The organism is Roseobacter sp. HKCC-CH-9351, assembly GCF_037830295.1.
In the GTDB taxonomy this organism is placed as follows: domain Bacteria; phylum Pseudomonadota; class Alphaproteobacteria; order Rhodobacterales; family Rhodobacteraceae; genus M30B80.
Genome location: NZ_JBBLYM010000001.1, coordinates 984,364 through 1,004,632, shown reverse-complemented (window position 1 = coordinate 1,004,632; position 20,269 = coordinate 984,364). Strand labels below are relative to the sequence as shown.

Here is a 20,269-nt window from a genome sequence, read left to right as displayed (position 1 = left end):
TCCAAAACTGGCCATCTGGTCTAAAACTGGCGTGCTCATGGTGCCATTGTCCATGTGCCTTTATATAAGCCGCAAGGTGATTCAGAAAAGGGGCCACAAGGCAACTGCCTGAGGTCGTGCATAACCCAATGACAAAAAAGCTGCAAATAATCGGTTTGGACGCGGATGATACGCTTTGGCAGAACGAGGAATTTTACCGCGTAACCCAAGCGCGCTTTGCAGAACTTTTGGCGGATTGCTGCGCCGAAGACGATTTGCACAACCGCCTCTTGGCGGCAGAACGGCGCAATATCGGCCATTACGGATTTGGCATTAAAGGGTTCATGCTCTCCATGATTGAAACCGCGATTGAAGTCACCGAAGGAAAAGTCAGCGGTGCAGTAATCGGGGAGATTTTGGCCGCAGGTCAGGACATGCTCCAACATCCCATCACCCTGCTGCCCCATGCCGACAGGGTGGTGCGCGATCTGTCGCAAAGCCACAAATTGGTGCTAATCACCAAGGGTGATCTTCTCGACCAAGAACGCAAGTTGGCGCAATCGGGTTTGGGCGAATATTTTCACGGCGTTGAAATTGTCAGCGACAAGAAACCTGAAATTTACACCCGCGCTTTCGCGCGGCATGGCGCAAGTGCCGATGTGGCATTGATGGCGGGTAATTCCATGAAATCAGACGTCATCCCCGCCCTTGAGGCAGGGGCCTTTGGGGTCTATGTGCCGTCAACCTATATCTGGGCGTTGGAGGAGGCAGACGCGCCTCAATCCCATGCACGCTATCACAGCCTACCCGATTTGGGTGGTCTGCCTGCGTTGGTCAAAATCTTGGAACAGGCTTAAGGCGCAACTTCGAGAACGATTTTTCCGATATGGGCAGACGCCTCCATATGGGTATGGGCAGCGGAGGCCTCGGTCAGATCAAAGCTGCTATCCATCACGGGCGCAATTTGGCCAGTTTCGAGCAGGGGCCAAACATGGGTGCGCAACTCAGACGCAATCGCGGCTTTGGCGGCATCTGATTGGGGCCGTAAGGTCGACCCTGTCAACGTCAAGCGCCGCGTCATCATCTGTGTAAAGTTCAGCTCAACCTTCGCGCCCTGCAAAAAGGCGATTTGCACAAGTCGCCCATCATCCGCCAAAGCCCGAATATTGCGCGGCAGATATGGCCCGCCCACCATATCGAGGATGATATTCGCGCCACCTTCGGCGCGCATGATCTCAACAAAATCTTCCGTGCGGTAATTGATCGCCCGCTCCGCCCCCAAGGCTTCGCAGGCTCTGCATTTTTCATCTTGGCCTGCGGTCACAAAAACCCGCACCCCAAAAGCACGCGCCAATTGAATGGCCGTTGTGCCAATTCCAGATGCGCCGCCATGCACCAACAACCGCTCACCCGCGCGCAAGGCGGCGCGTTGAAACAGATTTGACCACACGGTGGAAAACGTCTCACAAAGCGCAGCAGCAGCGCGCAGATCCATACCCGTTGGCACGGGCAAAGCGTGGGATTGATGGGTCAGCGCATAATCTGCATACCCCCCGCCCGGCAGAAGCGCGCAAACCTGATCCCCGATTTTCCACTCGGACACAGCCTCGCCCACCGCCACAACTGTGCCAGAGGCCTCAAGACCGGGGAGGTCAGAGGCCCCTTTGGGCGGATCATAGAGCCCCGCCCGTTGCAGCGCATCAGGTCTGTTTACCCCTGCATAGGCAATTTTGATCAAAATCTGTTCAGCCTCAGGACGGGGGCAAGGGCGACTGCACAGCGTCAATACGTCTGGCCCGCCCGCCTCGCTGATTTCAACCGCGCGCATGTTTTCAGGCAGGGTCATGTAGCTCTCCAGAACAGATTTCACTGTTGGTCTTTTGGACGAATATATCCTGGAAGGTCAATTCGTGCGACCCGCGCAGGGGGGCGAATCTTTCCAAGTAGCCAATTTGGCCCCGCCATAAGGGGCTTAAGCGCAGGGTTCTCATTGACAGATTTCTTTAGCTTTTCGATTTGCATCACATCATCGATGCGGCGATCCAAAAACGCCCATGTCGCAGCGTGATCTGGCGATTGATCCCCCAACCAGTAAAGCACAGTAGCCGAATACACCCCCGCCAATGTCGCACGCTTGGAATACCAATTGAAATCATTGGCGCGGTCCCCAAGCCCCTCCCAAATGCTGTCAGCGGTTTCCCAGATGGCTTTTGCGCCATCTGCGGCATGGATGGGCAGGGCAAACAAGGTGGTGCCGCGGCGCACGGCCTCTTTGTGGGCGGCGACCGCCTCAAGGCGCAGGCGCACCCCATAAGCCACGCGATCACGATAGCGCATTTCAGACAAGTCAGCATTGCGCAAGGCGCGCAGCAAATCTGCATCCCCCTGCCGATGAAAGGCCAAGGCCAAATCAACCGCTCCCCGAGGGAAAAGCGCGCGACCCGTTTCGGTGTCTACATCGCAATCGCTCAACGCAGCGCAAAGGGCCGCATCAGACCACCCATCAAACGGCACATGATCCAATGCTGCGGTGACAATGTGCGCTTTCAGCTCGGTCGTGGCTTGGCTTTCCATCGCATCACTCCATTTTTCTGCGTTGCTTTACAACTTAGCAGATTCTTGCTAGATGGCCACTTCCTGCAACTTTGAAACTCTAACTTAGAAAGGTGGTGACACCACATGCAGGTGAGTGTTCGCGACAACAATGTTGATCAAGCATTGCGCGCTCTGAAGAAGAAACTTCAGCGCGAGGGCGTTTTCCGTGAAATGAAGCTTAAGCAACATTTCGAAAAGCCTTCCGTCAAGAAAGCACGCGAGAAAGCGGAAGCAATCCGCCGCGCGCGCAAACTGGCGCGGAAAAAAGCGCAGCGTGAGGGTCTGCTCTAAGCAGAACCTTCGCAAATGCGAAGTTTTCTTCAAAAAAGATATCCCCCGTCCTTTTGGCACGGGGGTTTTCTTTTGCGCTATGCTCAGAGGGTGAAGGCATCACCCTTCGTCATCATTATCCCAGATTTCATAGGTTCGGATGCCATCATAGCGGGCCAAATTTTCCATGGTCTTTTCGGGAAACCATGTAACTGGCAAATCAGAAAACTGCGGTAATTCGCCAAGCAATTCCGAGATTGAGCGCGAACAATTTGCCTTGGGGACAGGGCCAATTTCCTGAATGCGCTGCGCCACGAATCGCGCCTGTTCTGGCGGCAAAAGAACCTCCTGCGCCACGACATGATGAGTCTCGCGCGCATGCCACTGCAAATAAAACCCATAGAGCGTGGGATTCATTCCATAAAGCACATCATTGCGTTCGGGTGCGGCTGGGTGGAACCAACCGCCGGCAGGATCAAACAGCAATCGCTGTGTCCCGTCATCGACAACAAGGGCGCTATGCGCACCCGTGCCTGTTTCACTGCGCAGCATTGTCAAAAGTGTGATGCGCATTGGCCCAGGCTCGCGATAGCTTGCTGTCGCAATGTCTTGATCACTAGCCCAAATCGATGGATTCGCGCAGCCCGTAAGGGCCAGCGCGAGACACAAAACTGTAAGAGCCGAACGCCACCCCATCGGTGTTCGGCTTCAACCTTAGCGGGCGAAAAGGGCCAAGAAGATCACAACAGCGATCGAAACAGCACCAACGCGCATGCTCCACGTCATGAAACCATCAAAGGTTTTCTCCTGCTCGCCGATATCCATCGAGCCGTGCTTATGTTCGTTCTTTGCCATGGTCGTCTCCATTGATCTGGTCGCTTTTACGATGCGCATACCGAATTTCATGCGCCCTGTCACGCGACACTGTGACACGATCTGTGTAAAAATCTTACAAGGCGACAAGGAAGGTGGGCAGGGCCCTCAACTGCGCAACTGCCAAACCCATGCACCGCGCGCGTCCATTTCACGGGCAACCTTGCCCAGATGATAGAGATGGTTGAGATGGGCCACGGCCTCGACCATCGCTAGCCCATAAGTCGCCTCATCAATCTGGCGTTTGAACAAGGGGGCAAAGCAATCAACCGCTGTGCGGGGTTCCGCGCGCAAATGTTCACGCAGTCGGGCAAGCGCACCGTGATGATTGTCCGATAATTGCGCCAATCGTGCAGGCAACCCGTGAAAGGGCAGCTTGTGACCCGGCAAAACAAGGTGATCTTCGCGCGCCATGGTTTCAAACCTTGCGCAGCTTTCTAGCCATTCGGCCACAGGATCTGCCATCGGTTCTGTAGGATACACCCCAAGATTGGGCGATATCGATGGCAAAAGCTGATCCCCCGCCAAAACAAGCGGCGCATCTTGGCACCATAAGGTGGCATGATCTGGCGCGTGACCTTGGCCCAAATGCACGACCCAGTCACGCCCGCCAAGACGATGCACCGCCCCTTCCTCCAAACGCATAAAGCCCAAGGGTAAAGGATAAACTGTGTCACAGAAATTAAAGGGGCGGTTATCAAGGCGTTTGCTCAAAAGCGCCTCATCCATGCCCGCCCCGCGCCAAAAAGACACCGCTTCTGGGCTCGGTGTTGGCTCCTCGTCCAAGGTTAGCATCCTTGCCGTCAGCCATGCGGTGCGGGTCATCAATAATTCCGCGCCTTGCGCCATAAACCAACCAGCAAGCCCGACATGATCGGGGTGGTGATGGGTGACAACCACCCGCAAGATAGGATCACCGCGCAGATCATCTTTTATAATCGCGGCCCATTCACGGCGATTGAGTTTTGTATCAAGCCCTGTGTCGATAACCGTCCAGCCATTTGGTTCGCGCAAGGCATAAACATTCACATGGTCCAAGCCCAAAGGCATGGATAACCGAATCCACAGGATGCCATCCGCTATTTCCCGCGCAGTGCCTTTTGCAGGTGGGGTCTCGTGTGGATAGTGGATCATGTTACACCTTTTTGCAGCGCGGCTTGGCTTCACAGCGCGCCCAAGCTATATCGGGCCGCGCAAACACCAGTGCCGTCCTAAGCGATGAACCCCAATGTCACAAGTGCCACCCACCCAAGACCGCCCCGCCCGTTTGTCCCCTGATGAGCAGGGGATCGCGCGTGCTTGTGGCTTGCTAGAACAGGGGGAATTGGTCGCGCTGCCCACGGAAACTGTCTACGGGCTTGGCGCAGACGCACGCGATGACCAAGCCTGTGCCAAAATCTTTGAGGCAAAAGGGCGCCCAACATTCAACCCGCTGATCGTGCATTTGGCTGACCTCGCACAGGTCGCGCAAATTGCAGAGGTGACCGATACCGCACGGATCTTGGCAGATCGGTTTTGGCCCGGCCCTTTGACCTTGGTTTTGCGCCTGCGCCCTGATCACGGGCTATCCCCCTTGGTCAGTGCAGGTCTGCCGACTGTGGCAATTCGCATTCCAAACCACCCTGTGGCCCAAAATATTTTGCGCCGCTTTGGTGGCCCAATTGCGGCACCATCTGCCAATAGATCAGGGCGCTTGTCCCCCACATCGGCCGAACATGTGGCGCGGTCATTGGGCAATCGCATCGCGGCTATCGTAGATGGTGGGCCCTGCCCCGTAGGCCTTGAGTCAAGCATCGTGGACGCAAGTCAGAAGCCCGCAAAACTCCTGCGCGAGGGTGGCATTGCGCGCGAAGAAATTAGCGCGCTGACGGGAGCGCTTGTGTCTGACCTTACGCCTGGACGCGTATCTGCACCTGGTCAGATGAGCAGCCATTACGCCCCCAATGCACCGCTGCGCATCAATCAGGATCTCAGCGACCCAACGCGGCTACGCATTGCCTTTGGCCCTATTGGGGATGCAGATTTCACCCTCTCGGAAAAGGGCGACTTGCGCGAGGCGGCTGCGGCACTGTTTTCGATCCTGCATCACGCCGATGCGGAACTGGCATTGCGCGGTAAAACTGGGATTGATGTCGCGCCTGTCCCACAAAAGGGATTGGGCCTTGCAATCAATGATCGGCTGATGCGGGCTGCCGCCCCGCGCGATTAAGCGCGCCCTGCCTGCGCGGACAACAAAATCGGATCAATGCCCAATTTTGCAAGGGCAGCTTCCCATTTGCGCGGCATATCCACGTTGAAAACCAGATCAGGCGCGGCCTCGCAAATCAGCCACGCATTCTGCGCAATCTCACTTTCCAACTGGCCCCGACCCCAGCCCGCATAGCCCAAGACGACAATCGCCTGATCTGGGCCTTCGCCTTGCGCAATATCGTCTAGGATATCGAGGGTGGCGGTCATGGCAAATGTGTCATCCACCTCCAGGCGCCCCGCATGACCTGCGTCACCTTGCGCGTAAGAGGTTTCATGCAGCACAAATCCACGCCCCTGTTCAACGGGGCCACCAAAGCAGATTGGTAAATCAGGTACAGATCCTGAGCCATTGGCAATGCCCAATTGCTCGAACATCTCAGACAAGGTCAATTCGGCCAAAGGTTTATTAATGATCAACCCCATGGCCTGCTCGTCATCATGCGCGCAGAGGAACACCACCGCATGCGCAAAACGCGGATCCCCCATTCCAGGCATAGCGACCAAAAGTTTGCCCGTTAAAGTCTCGATCGCGCTGTCGACATTTTCAATTTCATTCATATGTCCAAAATGCGCGGAGCCTGTCGCAAGGGCAAGGGGCGACCGCGCGGAATTTGCCGCATCTTCGCCGAAACGTGACTTTTCATTCATGGCGTCTGCCGCTAACCAATGAGGCTATGATGAATGAAACCACCCCATGCCATGCCGCCGCGCGCGCCCTCACTTTGGGCGCTTTTGCGTTTTACATGGCCTGCGGGATCACGGGCGCCGCGTCAGGCCAAACTGTTGCCTTGAACGGTGATGATGTCGTCACGGCACGGTTTCTGTCGGGATGGCGCATGGAAAATGGCCATCACATGGCCGCCGTAGAAATCGGCCTAGCCCAAGGGTGGAAAACCTATTGGCGCAGCCCTGGGGATGGCGGCCTCGCACCTGAATTGCGGATCGAAAAAAACGCTCAAATTGCAGCGGCTTGGATGCATTTCCCCCGCCCCGAAGTGATCTTCACGGCGGGCACGCCCAATATTGGGTATCATGATCACGTGGTCTTTCCAATTGAGCTTGTAATGCCCCGCGGCCTTGGCCCCATGCCCCTTTCGGCAGAGTTGAGCATTGGTGTTTGTGACGAAATTTGCATGCCAATCACCCTTGAGCTTGAGGGTATTTTACCAGATCGCGGCGCCCGTGATCCGATGATCCTGCAGGCGTTGGCAGATCAACCCACCCCCGCCGCAGAAGCGGGCGTTGGCCCTGCCCGATGTGCAATCAGGCCAATTTCAGATGGGTTGCAAGTGTCGGTAGAGGTCACCGCCCCCGATTTAGGCGTGCCTGAAACGATGATGTTAGAACTGCCCCTCCCAGATGTCTGGATGTCGCCGCCCGCCTTTCAACGCAATGCGGGGCAGATCACTGCAACGGCGGATTTGGTGCCCCCGCAAGGCCTGCCGTTTTCGATGGAGCGCTCAGACCTGCGCATCACACTTGTCGGCTCTCATCGCGCGATCGAGATTGAGGGCTGCGTGGCGCATTAGGTCTTGCGATTTTGATAAGCGACCCCTGCGGCAAGCCCCAAAACCAAGATCAGCACGCCAAGGCTAAAGACAAGGAACGCCGTCAGGGCACTCGCGGGTAGGAGTGCGGCCCCCCATCCCCAAGCCCCGCCCATCAAGATTGGGCCGCCCATGACCAAACCCCACCAGAGAACCACCCCCAAAGAGGCAAGCCAAAGTGTGGCGCCGGCTTGACCAACACGCCCGCGATGGCCCAAGCTGCGGCGCAAGCTGCGCACACGCTTTCCAATATCAGCTTGTATTGCCAAAACCGCTGGCACCAAGAGCAAGACGACAAACATCCCAAAGCCCAAACCATAAACCAACGTAATCACAGTGGGTTTGAGGAACTGCGCCTGTGACGATGTTTCAAACAACAAGGGCGCAAGACCCAGAACCGTAGTGAGGGTGGTCAAAAGAATGGGTCGCAAACGATCACAGGCAGCATCAATAACGGCAGGGATCAGCCCACGGTCTTTTGCATATTCATCCACAGTGGAAACCAAAACAATCGAGTCATTAATGATGATACCCGTCATCCCGATCAGACCCACAACCGTAAACATCGACAAAGGCACATCCCAATGCCAATGGCCAAATATCGCCCCCGTCAGGCCAAACGGGATCACGCATAGCACGACAAGCGGGCGTAGCCAGCTTGCAAAAATCCACGCCAAAACGATGTAAATGCCAACCATACAGGCCAAGAACCCCGCAAGGGCATCGTCCAAGAAAGCGCGTTCCTGCTCGGCCAAGCCCGAAAGGGTCGTGGTCACCCCAAATTGCGCCTCAATATTTGGCAAGATTTGATCACGCAATTGCGCCATGATTTCCTCAGCGCGGGCCGGGTCATCTTCGGATAAATCCCCCGTCACTGACACCACGCGCTGCCCGTTTTCGCGGCGGATTGTCGAAAAGCCCGTCCGCGTCTCAACCGAAACAATATCGGCCAAGGGCACATAGCTGCCGCCATCCGCCCGCAACAACATGCGATCCAGAAAATCGGCGGTTAACTCGCCTTGCGGCAATTCCACCCGCACGGTGGCCGTGCGCAACCCATTGGGAAAGCTTGCCGCTTCAACCCCACCCAAGCGATTGCGCAATACCCGCCCCAAAGCCTCAATTTCAAATCCCAAGGCCTCACCGCGCGGGGTCAGAGATAGACTTAACTCCTGCCGATCATAGGGCAGATCATCGGCCAAACCTGACACCTCGCCAAAGGGCAAAAGCGCGGTTTTGACGGCCTCGGCCGCAGCCTTGAGAATCTCGGGTTCCGCACCTGTGATTTGAACATCAATCGCATCGCCACCTGGCCCACCGCGCCATCCGCGAAAGCTGATCTCTTCCACCATCGGATTTTGCCGCACTTCATTTTGCAAGTCTGCGACAAAAGCAAAGGAGGAATAGGGGCGCAAGTCAGGGTCAATCAACTCGATGGAAATTGACCCCAAAAGATCGCTGTCTTTCCCATCGGCAGATGCAAGACTGCCGCCCGTATTCCCGCCAATTTCGGCCAAGACATATGAGGTTGGGTTGCGGCCATGCTCAGCCTCATACCGGCTTGCAACGGCCTCAACCGCGCGTTGCATATCAGCCAACATGGCAAGGCTATCCTCACGCCCTGCCCCATCAAGCATTGCAAAATTCCCTGAAACGGAGCTCAGCTCAGGCGCATTGAAAAAGCGCCACGTGACATCACCGCGCAAGAAACTGGCGGCTTGGGTGGCCAAAAGCAGCAGCATCACAGCCACAACAGGATAGCGTGCTTTAACGGCAAAATCGATGAAGGGGCGGAAATAACGCCCGCGCAGCCTCTCGAACCAGTGGTTCACAAAACGTGAGGGGCGATCATACCAAGCATCCTTCGCATTCGCCGCCAAAGCATGCGCCATATGATTGGGAAGGATTAGGAAACATTCCACCAAACTGGCCGTCAGCACCACGATGACAGTAAAGGGAATATCAGCGATCAAATCTCCAAACCTGCCACCAATGGCCGCAAGTCCTGCAAATGCCAAAACAGTGGTGAGGGTCGCGGCAAAAACAGGCGCTGCCATGCGCCGCGCGGCTGTTTCGGCAGCAGTGATAGGGTCTTCCCCAAGGGCGCGATGGCGGTGGTCGGCATGTTCGCCCACCACAATCGCATCATCCACAACAATCCCCAAAGTGATGATCAAAGCAAAAAGCGAAATCATATTCAGGGTGATCCCAACGGCATACATCAGCGCAATTGCGGCCAACATCGCCACGGGGATGCCCGCTGCCACCCAAAATGCGGTGCGGGCATTGAGAAACAAAAACAACAAGCCAAGAACCAAGGCCAACCCTGTCGCGCCATTGGACAACAGAATTTCTAAACGCCCCGAAATAAACTCTGCGCGTGTGCGGATCAGATCAATCTGCACATCTTGCGGCAAGGTCGCCTCCATTTGTGTGGCGATCTCTTCGACCGTTGCCTGTATGGAAATCGCATCACCCTTATCCGAGCGATCCACCCGCACCGTCATTGCTGGGTTGCCACCCACGAAGTAAGCACTTTCGCGGTCAACCGCCAATTCCATCACCCGCGCCACATCCCCAATCGAGACTGTGCGCCCATTAGGGTCACGAATAAGGGCAATTGCCGCGATCTCCTCTGCACTGCGCTTGGCTGATCCTGCCCGCACCCGTGCATTGGCCCCATCAACCGCCCCTGCGGGCGCGGTATCGACTTCGGCCGCAATGGCCGCTGCAATATCAGCCATCGTGAGATCATATTGAATCAACCGCACAGTTGGCACTTCGATCGAAATCTGCGGGGCAGCGACCCCGCGAATGGTTGTGCGTGTCACCCCCTGATCAAAGAGGCGCGCCACGAATTCATCTGCGAAGCGACCCAGTTGGGCGGGTGCCACGGGCCCTGTAATCACCACATCGGTAACGCGATCACGCCATGTGCCGCGCCGCACCTCTGGCGTATCGGCATCTTGGGGTAGGTCGGTGACACTATCGACTGCCTGCTGCACATCATCCGCTGCGCGCGCCATGTCCCAGCTGGGCTCAAATTCTAAACGAATATTGGCCACACCTTCACGCGCGGTGGCCTCGGATGCAACAACACCATCAACCGCCAAAAGAACAGGTTCCAAGACGCCCACAATGGCGGCATCTACATCCTCAGCCCCTGCCCCGTCCCATCGGGCCGAGATGTCGATATCATCAACCACAACATCGGGAAAAAACTGCGCGCGCATATTGGGCAGGGCAAATAAGCCAGCCACGATCAATGCAACCAAAACCAAATTGGCCGCCGTGCGGTGACGCGTGAAATAAGACAATATGCCCGAGGCCTGTGGCGGGAGGCTACGCATGTTTAGCCCCCCATTCGTTCTTCAAGCCGCGCCACCACCCCACTTGGCACACGGGGTTGGTTTAATTGATCCAAGAGCCGCGATTTCACATCATCAGGGATAAAGCTGTTGCCTTCAACATAGGCAATCAGCCGCGCACGGCGTTCAGGGTCAAGCTCTAGCTCCTCGTCTTGAACCACCTCAGGAAGGCTGCCATCGGCTGTAGGGCGCAGAGGGTCAACCTTGATCCCCGCCCCCAAGACGGGGGTTCGGACGGCCACAATCTCGCGGCCTGCCAAGTGATCCGCGCGGAAAATCACATCATCCCCTTGGCGGCGCAGGAGCGTCACTTCGGCTTCCTCAAGGCGATCTTCATCCCTTAAAACAAGCACATGCGCGCCATCGGCCAAGGCCGTGGCAGGCGCAATCATGACGCCCTCAAGCGGGGGCTCGGTCACATGGACAGTGACAAAATCCCCCGCTTGCAAGCCTGCAGGGCGCAGCACATCGGCAAAGAGCAACCGCCCCGTTTGCCCTTCACCCACCGCCCCGCTTTCCCGCGTCAGGCGTGCAGGCAGGGTCAGAACTTGCTCACCCAGATCAATGCGCAACTCCACATCAACTTGCGGCAGGCGGCCATCTTCGCCAACAAGGCGCGCATATTGCGCGGTCGATAAACGAAAGGCGACTTCAAGCTGATCAGGATCAAGCAGGCGGCCGAATTGCTCATTCGCGCTCAACAGCCGCCCTTCGGCCAAATCAACCTCGGATAAAACCCCCGCAAATCCAGCGCGAATTTCAGTATCAGCCAAACGCCGCTCTGCATCCGCAAGCGCCTGTCTGCGGGCCAATGTGGCTTGGCTGGCGGAAGCCACGGCCAATTCCGCCGCCTCAACCGCGGCCAAACTGCCGACACCGCGATCCGCAAGATCACGCGCCCGCTCTAGCGCGCGGCGGCGCAAATCTTCCTGTGATTCAGCATCCTGTAGATCTGCCGAGGCGGTGTCGCGCGCCCATTCTGCCTCGGCAGGATCAATGCGCACCAAAAGCGCGCCTTCCTCAACACGGCCCCCCTCGCGGAAATTGGGCGCAAGCTCGACCACACGCCCCCCGATGGCCGCGCGCAATTCTAGACTGCGCCGCGACAAAATCTCGCCAAACGCAGTCAGTTCAGGACGCAAGCTTTGCGGGGTCAGGGTCAGAACTTCGGCGGCAAAAACCCGCTCTCGGACAGGCGGGCGACTGCCCTGATCGCCCATGCGTTCCTGCAAAGATGCCCAAATCAGCCCGACCGCCAAGGATAACAGTCCAAAGGTCACAGCGCTTAGGAATAACCCCATCAATGCACGATTGAAAAATCTCATAAACGTATCGCCTCAGCAGGGAAGGTTACCACAACAATAGACCACGAAACTGCGATGGAAATAGCGCGGCATAGTGACCCCACACAGGAGGATACGCGCGGCATGGCTATTTCCGGCGCCGATGCTCGTCAAGGCGGGGCAAGATTTCAACAAAATTGCAGGGGCGATGGCGATAATCGAACTGCCATTTTAGAATTTCATCCCACGCATCGGCACAGGCCCCCGAACTGCCCGGCAAGGCAAAGAGATATGTGCCTTGGCAGACCCCGCCCGTTGCCCGAGATTGAACTGCTGATGTGCCGATTTTTTGCATCGATACCATGGTGAAAACGGTGCCAAAGGCCTCGATTTCTTTTTCGTAGACATCGCGATGCGCCTCCACCGTGACATCGCGCCCTGTAAGACCCGTGCCACCCGTGGTCAGGATCACGTCAACCGCAGGATCCGCGCACCACGCGCGCAGTTTTTCTGCGATCTCAGTGCGCTCATCTCGTAAAATCTCGCGGTGGATCAAATGATGGCCCGCCGCTTTGATCCGCCCTTCCAAAAGGTCGCCAGATTTATCTTGCGCCAAATCCCGCGTGTCAGAAACGGCCAGAACCGCAATGCCGATGGGGATAAAGTCGCGCGTCTCATCAATGCGGCTCATCTCGCGCCCCCAAGGCTCGCTTTCAGTTTCAACAAATCCGCCCATGCCTCGCGCTTAAGCAAAGGCACGTTCATCAATCGCGCGGGCGAATAACTTGGGAAAGCAGCGCAGCGATGTGTGCCTGCCTCAAGCATATGATCCAATTCACGCAGACGCTGCACACCCGTTTGTGACAGGGCTGACACGCAAGATGCGTTTCCAAGCAGCACCACCGCCTTCGGCGTACATAATGCGATATGGCGCAGCAAGAAAGGGCGCAGCACCTGATGCTCGGCCTCTGTGATTGGGCGATCTTGTGGCATCCGCCACGGAGAAACATAGGTGAAATAGAGCGCCTCGCTCCGACCCTCTGCCGACCGCGAAAGACCGATCGCGCCAAACATCGCATCAAAGAGTTTGCCCGCTTCATCGCTAAAACCCTGCCCCGCCTCATCATCGGCACGGCTTGGGGCTTCGGCAATGACCATCACATCGGCCTGAGGGTTGCCCTGCGAGAAAACCATATTCCGCGCGCCTTTGCTCAGATCAAGCCCATGGAAATCCGCCATTGCAGCCCGCAATGCGTCTAAGGAAGGTGCCGCCTGTGCTAGGGCATCGGCGGCTTTGGCCGAATTTGAAACAATGGCCGCTTTCGGTGCGGGTGTTGGTGCAGGCTTAGACTGCGCGACCTTTGGTGAAACGGGCGCGGGCTTCACCTCGGGCTCAAGGTCAAATCGGTTGATCGGCGCCTCTTCAATCGCATCGCTCACACCCAAATCCACCTGCCAACTGAGCGCGGCAAGCGCATCGGTATAGGTCATCTGATCAAGGTCATGGCACATGGTCACAATGCTACTGCCAGTGCGCCGCGAGGTAAATGGGCCATAACCGCCTCTATCGGATGGGTTGTGTCCGCCCCCAAAGACAGCCTATAAGCGGCGCAGTCAAATAGGAAGACAGATCAGGGGGAGCCCGATGTCGTTTCGCCAAAACCACCTCTTAGGTATCGAAACACTTGCCCCCGATGAAATCGTTACAATTCTTGATCTTGCCGATCGCTACGCCGAACTCGAGCGCGGCGATAACAAGCATGGCGATGCCTTAAAGGGGCTGACCCAGATCAATATGTTTTTCGAGGCCTCCACCCGCACCCAAGCCAGTTTTGAATTGGCAGGCAAACGTCTTGGCGCGGATGTGATGAACATGGCGATGGCGGCGTCTAGCCTCAAAAAGGGTGAAACGCTCATTGATACGGCGCTGACGCTCAACGCGATGCATCCTGATCTTTTGGTTGTGCGACACCCGCATTCGGGCGCCGTGAACCTCTTGGCGGAAAAGGTGAATTGCGCGGTTCTGAATGCGGGCGATGGCAAGCATGAACACCCAACCCAAGCCCTGTTAGATGCGCTGACCATTCGCCGCGCAAAGGGGCGCTTACACCGCCTGAACATTGCGATATGCGGCGACATTGCCCATAGCCGCGTGGCGCGCTCAAACATTCTGTTGCTCGGCAAAATGGAGAACCGCATTCGCCTAATTGGCCCCCCTACCCTGATGCCCGCAGGGGTCAGCGAATGGGGCGTGGAAATGTATGACGATATGCAAGCAGGGCTTGCAGGCTGTGATGTGGTGATGATGCTGCGCCTTCAAAAAGAACGCATGGACGGCGCCTTCATCCCCTCAGAACGGGAATATTATCACCGCTTCGGGCTGGACGCAGAAAAGCTGAGCGCCGCCAAGGATGATGCGATTGTCATGCACCCCGGCCCAATGAATCGCGGGGTCGAGATTGACGGAACCATCGCCGATGACATCAATCGCTCAGTGATCCAAGAACAGGTTGAAATGGGCGTTGCTGTGCGTATGGCAGCAATGGATTTGCTGGCGCAAAACTTGCGTGCCAGACGAGCCGAAAAGGGGGCGCAGGCATGAATATCCTATTCAAAAATGCGCGCCTCATAGACCCAGAGGCAGGCACCGAGGATTTGGGCTGGCTTCTCGTCAAAGATGGAATGATTGCGGCGCGCGGAACGGGTGACACGACCCAAAACGCAGAGCGCGTCATTGACTGCACCGAAGCCTGTCTTGCCCCCGGTCTGGTCGATATTGGCGTCAAAATCGGCGAACCTGGTGAACGGCATAAGGAAAGTTTCCGCAGCGCAGGCGCGGCTGCCGCAGCAGGTGGCGTGACCACCATCGTCACGCGTGCTGACACCACCCCCCCGATTGATACGCCTGAAACATTGGAATTCGTGCGCCGCCGCGCGCAAGATGCAAGCCCCGTGCGTATCCTCCCAATGGCTGCCCTGACCAAGGGCCGTGAGGGGCGCGAGATGACGGAATTAGGCTTTCTCTTGGATGCAGGGGCTGTGGCCTTCAGCGATGGCGACCTCGTTCTGCGCGACAGTAAGGTTCTCAGCCGCTGCATGGTGTACGCCCGCAGTCTTGGCGCGCTCATTGTGGGCCATCCACAAGACCCTATTTTGTCAGAAGGGGCGGCTGTAACCTCTGGCAAATTCGCCTCTCTTAAAGGCTTGCCCGCAGTGTCGCCTATGGCAGAACGCATGGGGTTGGAGCGCGATCTCGCATTGGTTGAAATGACCGGCGTGGCCTATCACGCAGATCAGATCTCCACCGCGAAATCCTTACCCGCGCTGCGCCGCGCGAAAGAGGCAGGGCTGAATGTTACGGCAGGTATTTCAATCCACCATTTGACGCTCAACGAATTTGACGTAGGCGATTACCGGACCTTTTTTAAGGTTAAGCCACCCTTGCGCGCCGAGGAAGACCGCGTTGCGATGGTTGAGGCGCTGCGGGAAGGGCTTATTGATATTATTTGCTCCATGCACACGCCACAGGATGAAGAAAGCAAACGGCTGCCTTATGAAGCGGCGGCCAGTGGCGCAGTGGGGCTTGAAACCCTGTTGCCCGCCGCGTTGCGGCTGCATCACGGGGCGGGTCTGAGCCTGCCTAACCTCTTCAAAGCCTTGTCTTTGAACCCCGCCCGCCGCTTTCATGTCCCAGGTGGCAGCTTGGCCGAAGGTGCTGTGGCTGATCTCATTTTGTTTGATCCAAATCGACCCTTTGTTCTGGATCGCTTCGCTTTGCACTCAAAATCCAAGAACACGCCCTTTGATGGCGCACGACTGCAAGGGATGGTTTTGGCAAGTTTCGTCAACGGCCAATGCATTTATGAACGGAACGCATCGTGATCGAATTTAACTTGATCCAATTGGGTCTCGTTGGGATCGGTGCCTATTTCTTGGGCTCGGTTCCCTTTGGACTGGTCATGGCGCGCCTGTTCAATTTGGGCGATTTGCGCAGCATTGGGTCGGGCAATATTGGCGCAACCAATGTCCTGCGCACAGGCCATAAACTGGCGGCTCTCCTGACCTTGATTCTTGATGCAGGAAAAGGTGCGATTGCTGTTTTGGTGGCACGTGCCCTGTTTGGCGATTTAGCTGCACAAGTTGCAGGGGGCGCGGCATTTCTCGGGCATTGCTACCCTGTGTTTATCGGTTTCAAGGGCGGCAAGGGGGTGGCAACCTTTCTTGGCACGCTCCTTGCACTTGCTTGGCCTGCAGGTATTGCTGCTTGCGCCACATGGGCGATTGTGGCCGCGCTGTTTCGCATTTCGTCCCTATCCGCGCTGATCGCAGCAGTATTGTCACCCGTATTCGTGGCAATCTTGGGCTATCCGCAGACCGCAGTCGTCACGGTCATCTTGGCTGCGCTGATTTTCAACAGACACCACGCCAATATCAAAAGACTGCTCTCTGGAACCGAGCCGAAAATTGGCCAGAAATCCTAATCAGTATTTATACTCTTCGTAGATCCGCGTTAAATCACCGCCCCATTCGCCGTGATAGCGTTCCAATAATTCATCAGCGGGGGTCTTGCCGCCCTCTAGGCTTTCTTTCAACGCATTCAAAAAATGTGTCTCATCAGGCACAAGCCCACCCGCGCCCGCGCGCGCGCGGGTTTTTAACCCCACCTCAGAGAGCGCCACAACTTCACGCGCCATATCATGCATCTTTATCCCATGAGTGTCGGCCTGAAGCCCATCTACGGATGCCGCAACGCGCAGCGCATCGCGCGTCTCAGCGTCCCATCCCTTCACCAAATCCCATGCGGAGTCTAATGCGGCCTGATCATACATCAAACCCACCCAAAACGCGGGCAAGGCACATAGCCTGCGCCACGGGCCGCCATCGGCACCGCGCATTTCGATGAATTTCTTGACCCGTGCCTCAGGGAAAATTGTGGTCAAATGATCCGCCCAATCAGAGAGGGTCGGCACCTCACCTGGAAGGGCAGGCAATTGACCTTTGAGAAAATCGCGGAAGGATTGACCGAGCGCGTCAATGTAGACCCCATCGCGATACACAAAATACATCGGCACATCGAGCGCATATTGCACCCATGCCTCAAAGCCAAAACCCTGCTCAAACACAAAGGGCAGCATCCCCGTGCGCGCGGCATCGAGGTCACGCCAAACACGGGCGCGCCATGATTTATGCCCATTTGGCTTGCCATCAACAAAGGGCGAATTCGCAAATAGCGCAGTCGCAACAGGTTGCAACGCCAAAGCCACGCGCAGCTTTTGCACCATATCCGCCTCAGAGGAGAAATCGAGGTTCACCTGAACCGTGCTGGTGCGATACATCATGGTTTTGCCCATGCTGCCCACGCGATCCATATAGCCTGTCATCAGGCGATAGCGCCCTTTTGGCATCATCGGCATATCCTCATGCCGCCAAATCGGGGCCGCACCTAAACCGATGAATTCAACCCCGATCTTATCGGCGACATCACGCACCTCGCGGAGGTGTTGGTTCACCTCGTCACAGGTCTGGTGGATTGTCTCGAGAGGCGCACCTGAAAGTTCAAGCTGCCCGCCAGGCTCAAGGCTGACATTCGCGCCATCCTTGGTCAGGCCGATGATGTGCGCGCCCTCCATAACGGGCGCCCATCCGAATTTATCGCGCAACCCCTCAAGCACCGCTTTAATTGAGCGGGGGCCATCATAGGGCAGCGGGTTTAGCGTGTCGCGGCAATAGCCGAATTTTTCATGCTCTGTGCCAATGCGCCATTGATCCCGCGGCTTGCACCCTGAGGCCAAATACTCGGCCAATTGGCTTTCGCATTCAATAGGGCCACCGCCTTGCTGAGGTATCGACATGGGCGCTGCTCCCGCCTGAATTATGATTGCACACCAATGCGGAACTGGCCCGCCTGACCACCCGTGTCAAGGCCACGCGTCCACAGAATTTGCGTGCCAAGGCGTTTCTTATCGCGCGCGGCAATCAGCGCGGCCATTGAAATTTTGGGCAGGGCAGAAAACCCATCAAACAAAACCTCTGCGCCGCTTGCCTCAAGGGGAATGGTCAAAACACTGTCGCGGGTTTTCAAAACCCATGCAGGATCTTTGTCCTTATCGACCCGCAAGCCAAGGGTTTCTAAATCATCCAAATCCACGGCACCGCCCCAAATTGGGCCCATATAGGCAATGCGCCCTTCAACAAGGCTGACCACCCCCACGCCTTGCCCAGACGATGCAAACCGCGCGCGGCGCCATGCGACAAAGCCCGTTGTGGTTGCCACGGCCACCACCATCCACCCAACCATACCCAAAATTGGACTCGGGCGCGTGATCAACCACAGGCCAAAGCCAACCGTGCAGAGGGCAGCGATCACCTCCGCGTATCGCACAAAGGCGTGGCGCAATTCAGGTCGTATCATGCCAATCCCCCAAATGCGATTGAAACAGCGTCAGCAGGGCCACGGCGGCGGTATCCGCGCGCAAAATGCGTGGGCCAAGGCTGACTGGGGTCACAAAAGGCAGGCGCGACAGGCTTGCGCGCTCCTGCGGGGAAAACCCGCCCTCAGGGCCAATCAATAGCGCCCATTTCTGACTATGTTGCGGCCCCGCAAAAGCCGCCGCAACACCCACCCGCGCCTCATCCGCCCAAATAATCTGACGACCCTCAGGCCATTGCGCCAAAAGGCGATCAAGGCGCATCAGATCACTGACCTCAGGCACGAATGTGCCGCCACATTGCTCTGCCGCCTCTATGGCGTGGGCTTGCAAGCGATCCTGCCTGATCCGCTCGGAATTGGTGAACTCGGTCTGAACGGGGATGATCCGCGCTGCCCCCATCTCGGTCGCTTTTTCCACGATAAAATCTGTGCGCGCTTTTTTGATTGGCGCGAAAATCAGCCATAGGTCAGGCGGCAGCTGAACCGCGCGGGTTTGCTCGCGGCACAAAAGCCGTCCTGCGCGCTTATTTGCTTCGACAACTTCGGCAAGAAACTCACCGTCACGGCCATTAAACACCAAAATCTCGGCCCCAACGGAAAGCCGCATCACAGCAAAAAGATAATTCGCCTGATCACGCTCGAGAGAGAGTGTTTGCGCTTTGGCAAGCGGCTGGTCTAGGTAAAGGCGTATCGTGGCGGCTTGAGACATAAGGGGATCATATGAGCGCAGATAACCAAATGCCAGAGGGTCGCGTGCGCGATGCCTATCAGGGCAATTGGGTCGATCATCTCGCCCCTGCCGCAACACGGCCCTATCTGCGATTGTCGCGGGCCGATCGCCCAATTGGCACATGGTTATTGCTTTTGCCGTGCTGGTGGGGCTTGGCGCTTTCTGTTGCGGCTGACCCTGCGGGTGGCACAGTCTATGATCTCTGGATTGCACTAGGATGCGCTATTGGCGCGTTTCTCATGCGCGGTGCAGGCTGCACATGGAATGACATCACCGACCGCCATATTGATGCGGGCGTTGCCCGCACCCAATCGCGCCCTTTGCCATCAGGTCAGATGACAGTGCGCGGAGCACTGATTTGGGCGGTTGTGCAGGCACTCATCTCTTTTGGCATTCTGCTCACCTTTCAGGCAGCCGCAATTTGGTTGGGCATTCTGGCTCTGTTGCCTGTAGCGATTTATCCTTTTGCCAAGCGTTTCACATGGTGGCCGCAGGTGTTTTTGGGCATTGCCTTTAACTGGGGCGCGCTTTTGGCCTGGGCGGCGCATCAAGGCAGTCTATCGCTTGCCCCTCTCCTTCTTTATCTCGCAGGAATTGCTTGGACCCTGTTCTATGACACGATTTATGCCCATCAAGACAAAGAAGATGACGCGCTGATGGGCGTGAAATCGACCGCACGCCTTTTTGGGGAGAATTCGGCTCAGTGGCTTTGGGGCTTCTTGATCCTCAGCGCGGGTCTCGCGGCGGCGGCTGTGATGGTTGTCCTATCAGGGGCGGCGCTGATTTTGGGTCTTTGCGGCGTTGTGGGTTTTGCCGCCCATATGATCTGGCAGATGCAGCACTTGGACATCAACAATGTCGACCGCTGCCTGTCACTGTTTCGCAGCAATCGCGATGCTGGGCTGATCTTTGGGCTATTTCTTGCCGCTGCAGCATGGCTGTGA

The 20,269-nt window shown here is 56.7% G+C and carries 21 protein-coding genes; 8 read left to right on the top strand and 13 right to left on the bottom strand.

Annotated elements, in window-relative coordinates; genetic code table 11:
* Nucleotides 1–128: 128 nt before the first annotated feature.
* The gene (locus tag AAC632_RS05205; RefSeq protein WP_340252723.1) at nt 129–836 is read left to right on the top strand and encodes an HAD family hydrolase; all 708 of its coding nucleotides are present in this window, start codon (nt 129–131) and stop codon (nt 834–836) included.
* Here AAC632_RS05205 and AAC632_RS05200 read toward each other — a convergent pair.
* Nucleotides 833–1,819 carry an NAD(P)H-quinone oxidoreductase gene (locus AAC632_RS05200; RefSeq protein ID WP_340298761.1) on the bottom strand — a complete coding sequence of 329 codons (987 nt, stop codon included), beginning with the start codon at nt 1,817–1,819 and terminating at the stop codon, nt 833–835. The two genes, AAC632_RS05205 and AAC632_RS05200, sit on opposite strands and share 4 nt — an antisense overlap.
* Before the next feature lie 26 nt (nt 1,820–1,845).
* Nucleotides 1,846–2,553 carry a COQ9 family protein gene (locus AAC632_RS05195; protein WP_340297807.1) on the bottom strand — a complete coding sequence of 236 codons (708 nt, stop codon included), beginning with the start codon at nt 2,551–2,553 and terminating at the stop codon, nt 1,846–1,848.
* A gap of 105 nt (nt 2,554–2,658) precedes the next feature.
* Between AAC632_RS05195 and rpsU the strand changes: the two genes are divergently transcribed.
* The gene (gene rpsU / locus AAC632_RS05190) at nt 2,659–2,865 is read left to right on the top strand and encodes a 30S ribosomal protein S21 (RefSeq protein ID WP_009806335.1); all 207 of its coding nucleotides are present in this window, start codon (nt 2,659–2,661) and stop codon (nt 2,863–2,865) included.
* Nucleotides 2,866–2,964: 99 nt separating this feature from the next.
* Here rpsU and AAC632_RS05185 read toward each other — a convergent pair whose 3' ends face one another.
* The 3 genes from AAC632_RS05185 to AAC632_RS05175 form a co-directional block, all read right to left on the bottom strand.
* Entirely contained in the window at nt 2,965–3,540 is a 576-nt protein-coding gene (locus AAC632_RS05185; RefSeq protein ID WP_340297808.1) for a hypothetical protein, read from the bottom strand.
* 18 nt (nt 3,541–3,558) lie between these two features.
* Nucleotides 3,559–3,699 (bottom strand): aa3-type cytochrome c oxidase subunit IV, encoded by a 141-nt coding sequence (locus AAC632_RS05180; protein WP_340297809.1) that lies wholly within the window; start codon nt 3,697–3,699, stop codon nt 3,559–3,561.
* A gap of 126 nt (nt 3,700–3,825) precedes the next feature.
* Entirely contained in the window at nt 3,826–4,851 is a 1,026-nt protein-coding gene (locus tag AAC632_RS05175; protein WP_340297810.1) for an MBL fold metallo-hydrolase, read from the bottom strand.
* Nucleotides 4,852–4,945: 94 nt separating this feature from the next.
* On the opposite strand from AAC632_RS05175, the gene AAC632_RS05170 reads away from it, so the two are divergent.
* A complete protein-coding gene (locus AAC632_RS05170) occupies nt 4,946–5,926 on the top strand; it encodes an L-threonylcarbamoyladenylate synthase (protein WP_340297811.1) in 981 nt (326 codons plus the stop codon).
* On the opposite strand, the gene AAC632_RS05165 is transcribed toward AAC632_RS05170, so the two are convergent.
* On the bottom strand, nt 5,923–6,615 hold the full coding sequence (locus tag AAC632_RS05165; RefSeq protein WP_445322651.1) for a YqgE/AlgH family protein: 693 nt from the start codon (nt 6,613–6,615) through the stop codon (nt 5,923–5,925). The genes AAC632_RS05170 and AAC632_RS05165 overlap by 4 nt on opposite strands.
* 29 nt (nt 6,616–6,644) lie before the next feature.
* Between AAC632_RS05165 and AAC632_RS05160 the strand changes: the two genes are divergently transcribed.
* The gene (locus AAC632_RS05160; protein ID WP_340297812.1) at nt 6,645–7,496 is read left to right on the top strand and encodes a protein-disulfide reductase DsbD domain-containing protein; all 852 of its coding nucleotides are present in this window, start codon (nt 6,645–6,647) and stop codon (nt 7,494–7,496) included.
* Here AAC632_RS05160 and AAC632_RS05155 read toward each other — a convergent pair.
* The 4 genes from AAC632_RS05155 to AAC632_RS05140 form a co-directional block, all read right to left on the bottom strand.
* Nucleotides 7,493–10,864 (bottom strand): efflux RND transporter permease subunit, encoded by a 3,372-nt coding sequence (locus tag AAC632_RS05155; protein ID WP_340297813.1) that lies wholly within the window; start codon nt 10,862–10,864, stop codon nt 7,493–7,495. The two genes, AAC632_RS05160 and AAC632_RS05155, sit on opposite strands and share 4 nt — an antisense overlap.
* Nucleotides 10,865–10,866: 2 nt before the next feature.
* Entirely contained in the window at nt 10,867–12,207 is a 1,341-nt protein-coding gene (locus tag AAC632_RS05150) for an efflux RND transporter periplasmic adaptor subunit (protein ID WP_340297814.1), read from the bottom strand.
* A gap of 106 nt (nt 12,208–12,313) precedes the next feature.
* A complete protein-coding gene (gene moaB / locus AAC632_RS05145) occupies nt 12,314–12,856 on the bottom strand; it encodes a molybdenum cofactor biosynthesis protein B (RefSeq protein WP_340297815.1) in 543 nt (180 codons plus the stop codon).
* Complete coding sequence (locus AAC632_RS05140; RefSeq protein WP_340297816.1) at nt 12,853–13,677, bottom strand: uracil-DNA glycosylase; 825 nt, start codon at nt 13,675–13,677, stop codon at nt 12,853–12,855. Before AAC632_RS05140 ends, moaB begins: the two co-directional genes overlap by 4 nt.
* A 133-nt stretch (nt 13,678–13,810) precedes the next feature.
* On the opposite strand from AAC632_RS05140, the gene AAC632_RS05135 reads away from it, so the two are divergent.
* The 3 genes from AAC632_RS05135 to plsY are packed head-to-tail and all read left to right on the top strand — an operon-like array spanning nt 13,811 to nt 16,646.
* The gene (locus AAC632_RS05135; protein WP_340252745.1) at nt 13,811–14,767 is read left to right on the top strand and encodes an aspartate carbamoyltransferase catalytic subunit; all 957 of its coding nucleotides are present in this window, start codon (nt 13,811–13,813) and stop codon (nt 14,765–14,767) included.
* Nucleotides 14,764–16,047, top strand: a complete 1,284-nt coding sequence (gene pyrC / locus AAC632_RS05130; RefSeq protein WP_340297817.1) for a dihydroorotase — start codon at nt 14,764–14,766, stop codon at nt 16,045–16,047. Before AAC632_RS05135 ends, pyrC begins: the two co-directional genes overlap by 4 nt.
* Nucleotides 16,044–16,646: a glycerol-3-phosphate 1-O-acyltransferase PlsY gene (plsY, locus tag AAC632_RS05125; protein WP_340299877.1), complete on the top strand. Its 603-nt coding sequence runs from the start codon at nt 16,044–16,046 to the stop codon at nt 16,644–16,646. Before pyrC ends, plsY begins: the two co-directional genes overlap by 4 nt.
* Here plsY and AAC632_RS05120 read toward each other — a convergent pair whose 3' ends face one another.
* The 3 genes from AAC632_RS05120 to AAC632_RS05110 are packed head-to-tail and all read right to left on the bottom strand — an operon-like array spanning nt 16,647 to nt 19,304.
* On the bottom strand, nt 16,647–18,017 hold the full coding sequence (locus AAC632_RS05120) for a glutamate--cysteine ligase (protein WP_340297818.1): 1,371 nt from the start codon (nt 18,015–18,017) through the stop codon (nt 16,647–16,649).
* Nucleotides 18,018–18,037: 20 nt separating this feature from the next.
* Nucleotides 18,038–18,577: a hypothetical protein gene (locus AAC632_RS05115; protein ID WP_340297819.1), complete on the bottom strand. Its 540-nt coding sequence runs from the start codon at nt 18,575–18,577 to the stop codon at nt 18,038–18,040.
* The gene (locus AAC632_RS05110; protein WP_340297820.1) at nt 18,564–19,304 is read right to left on the bottom strand and encodes a 16S rRNA (uracil(1498)-N(3))-methyltransferase; all 741 of its coding nucleotides are present in this window, start codon (nt 19,302–19,304) and stop codon (nt 18,564–18,566) included. The genes AAC632_RS05115 and AAC632_RS05110 overlap by 14 nt, the downstream gene beginning before the upstream one ends.
* Nucleotides 19,305–19,315: 11 nt before the next feature.
* On the opposite strand from AAC632_RS05110, the gene ubiA reads away from it, so the two are divergent.
* Complete coding sequence (ubiA, locus tag AAC632_RS05105) at nt 19,316–20,269, top strand: 4-hydroxybenzoate octaprenyltransferase (protein WP_340297821.1); 954 nt, start codon at nt 19,316–19,318, stop codon at nt 20,267–20,269.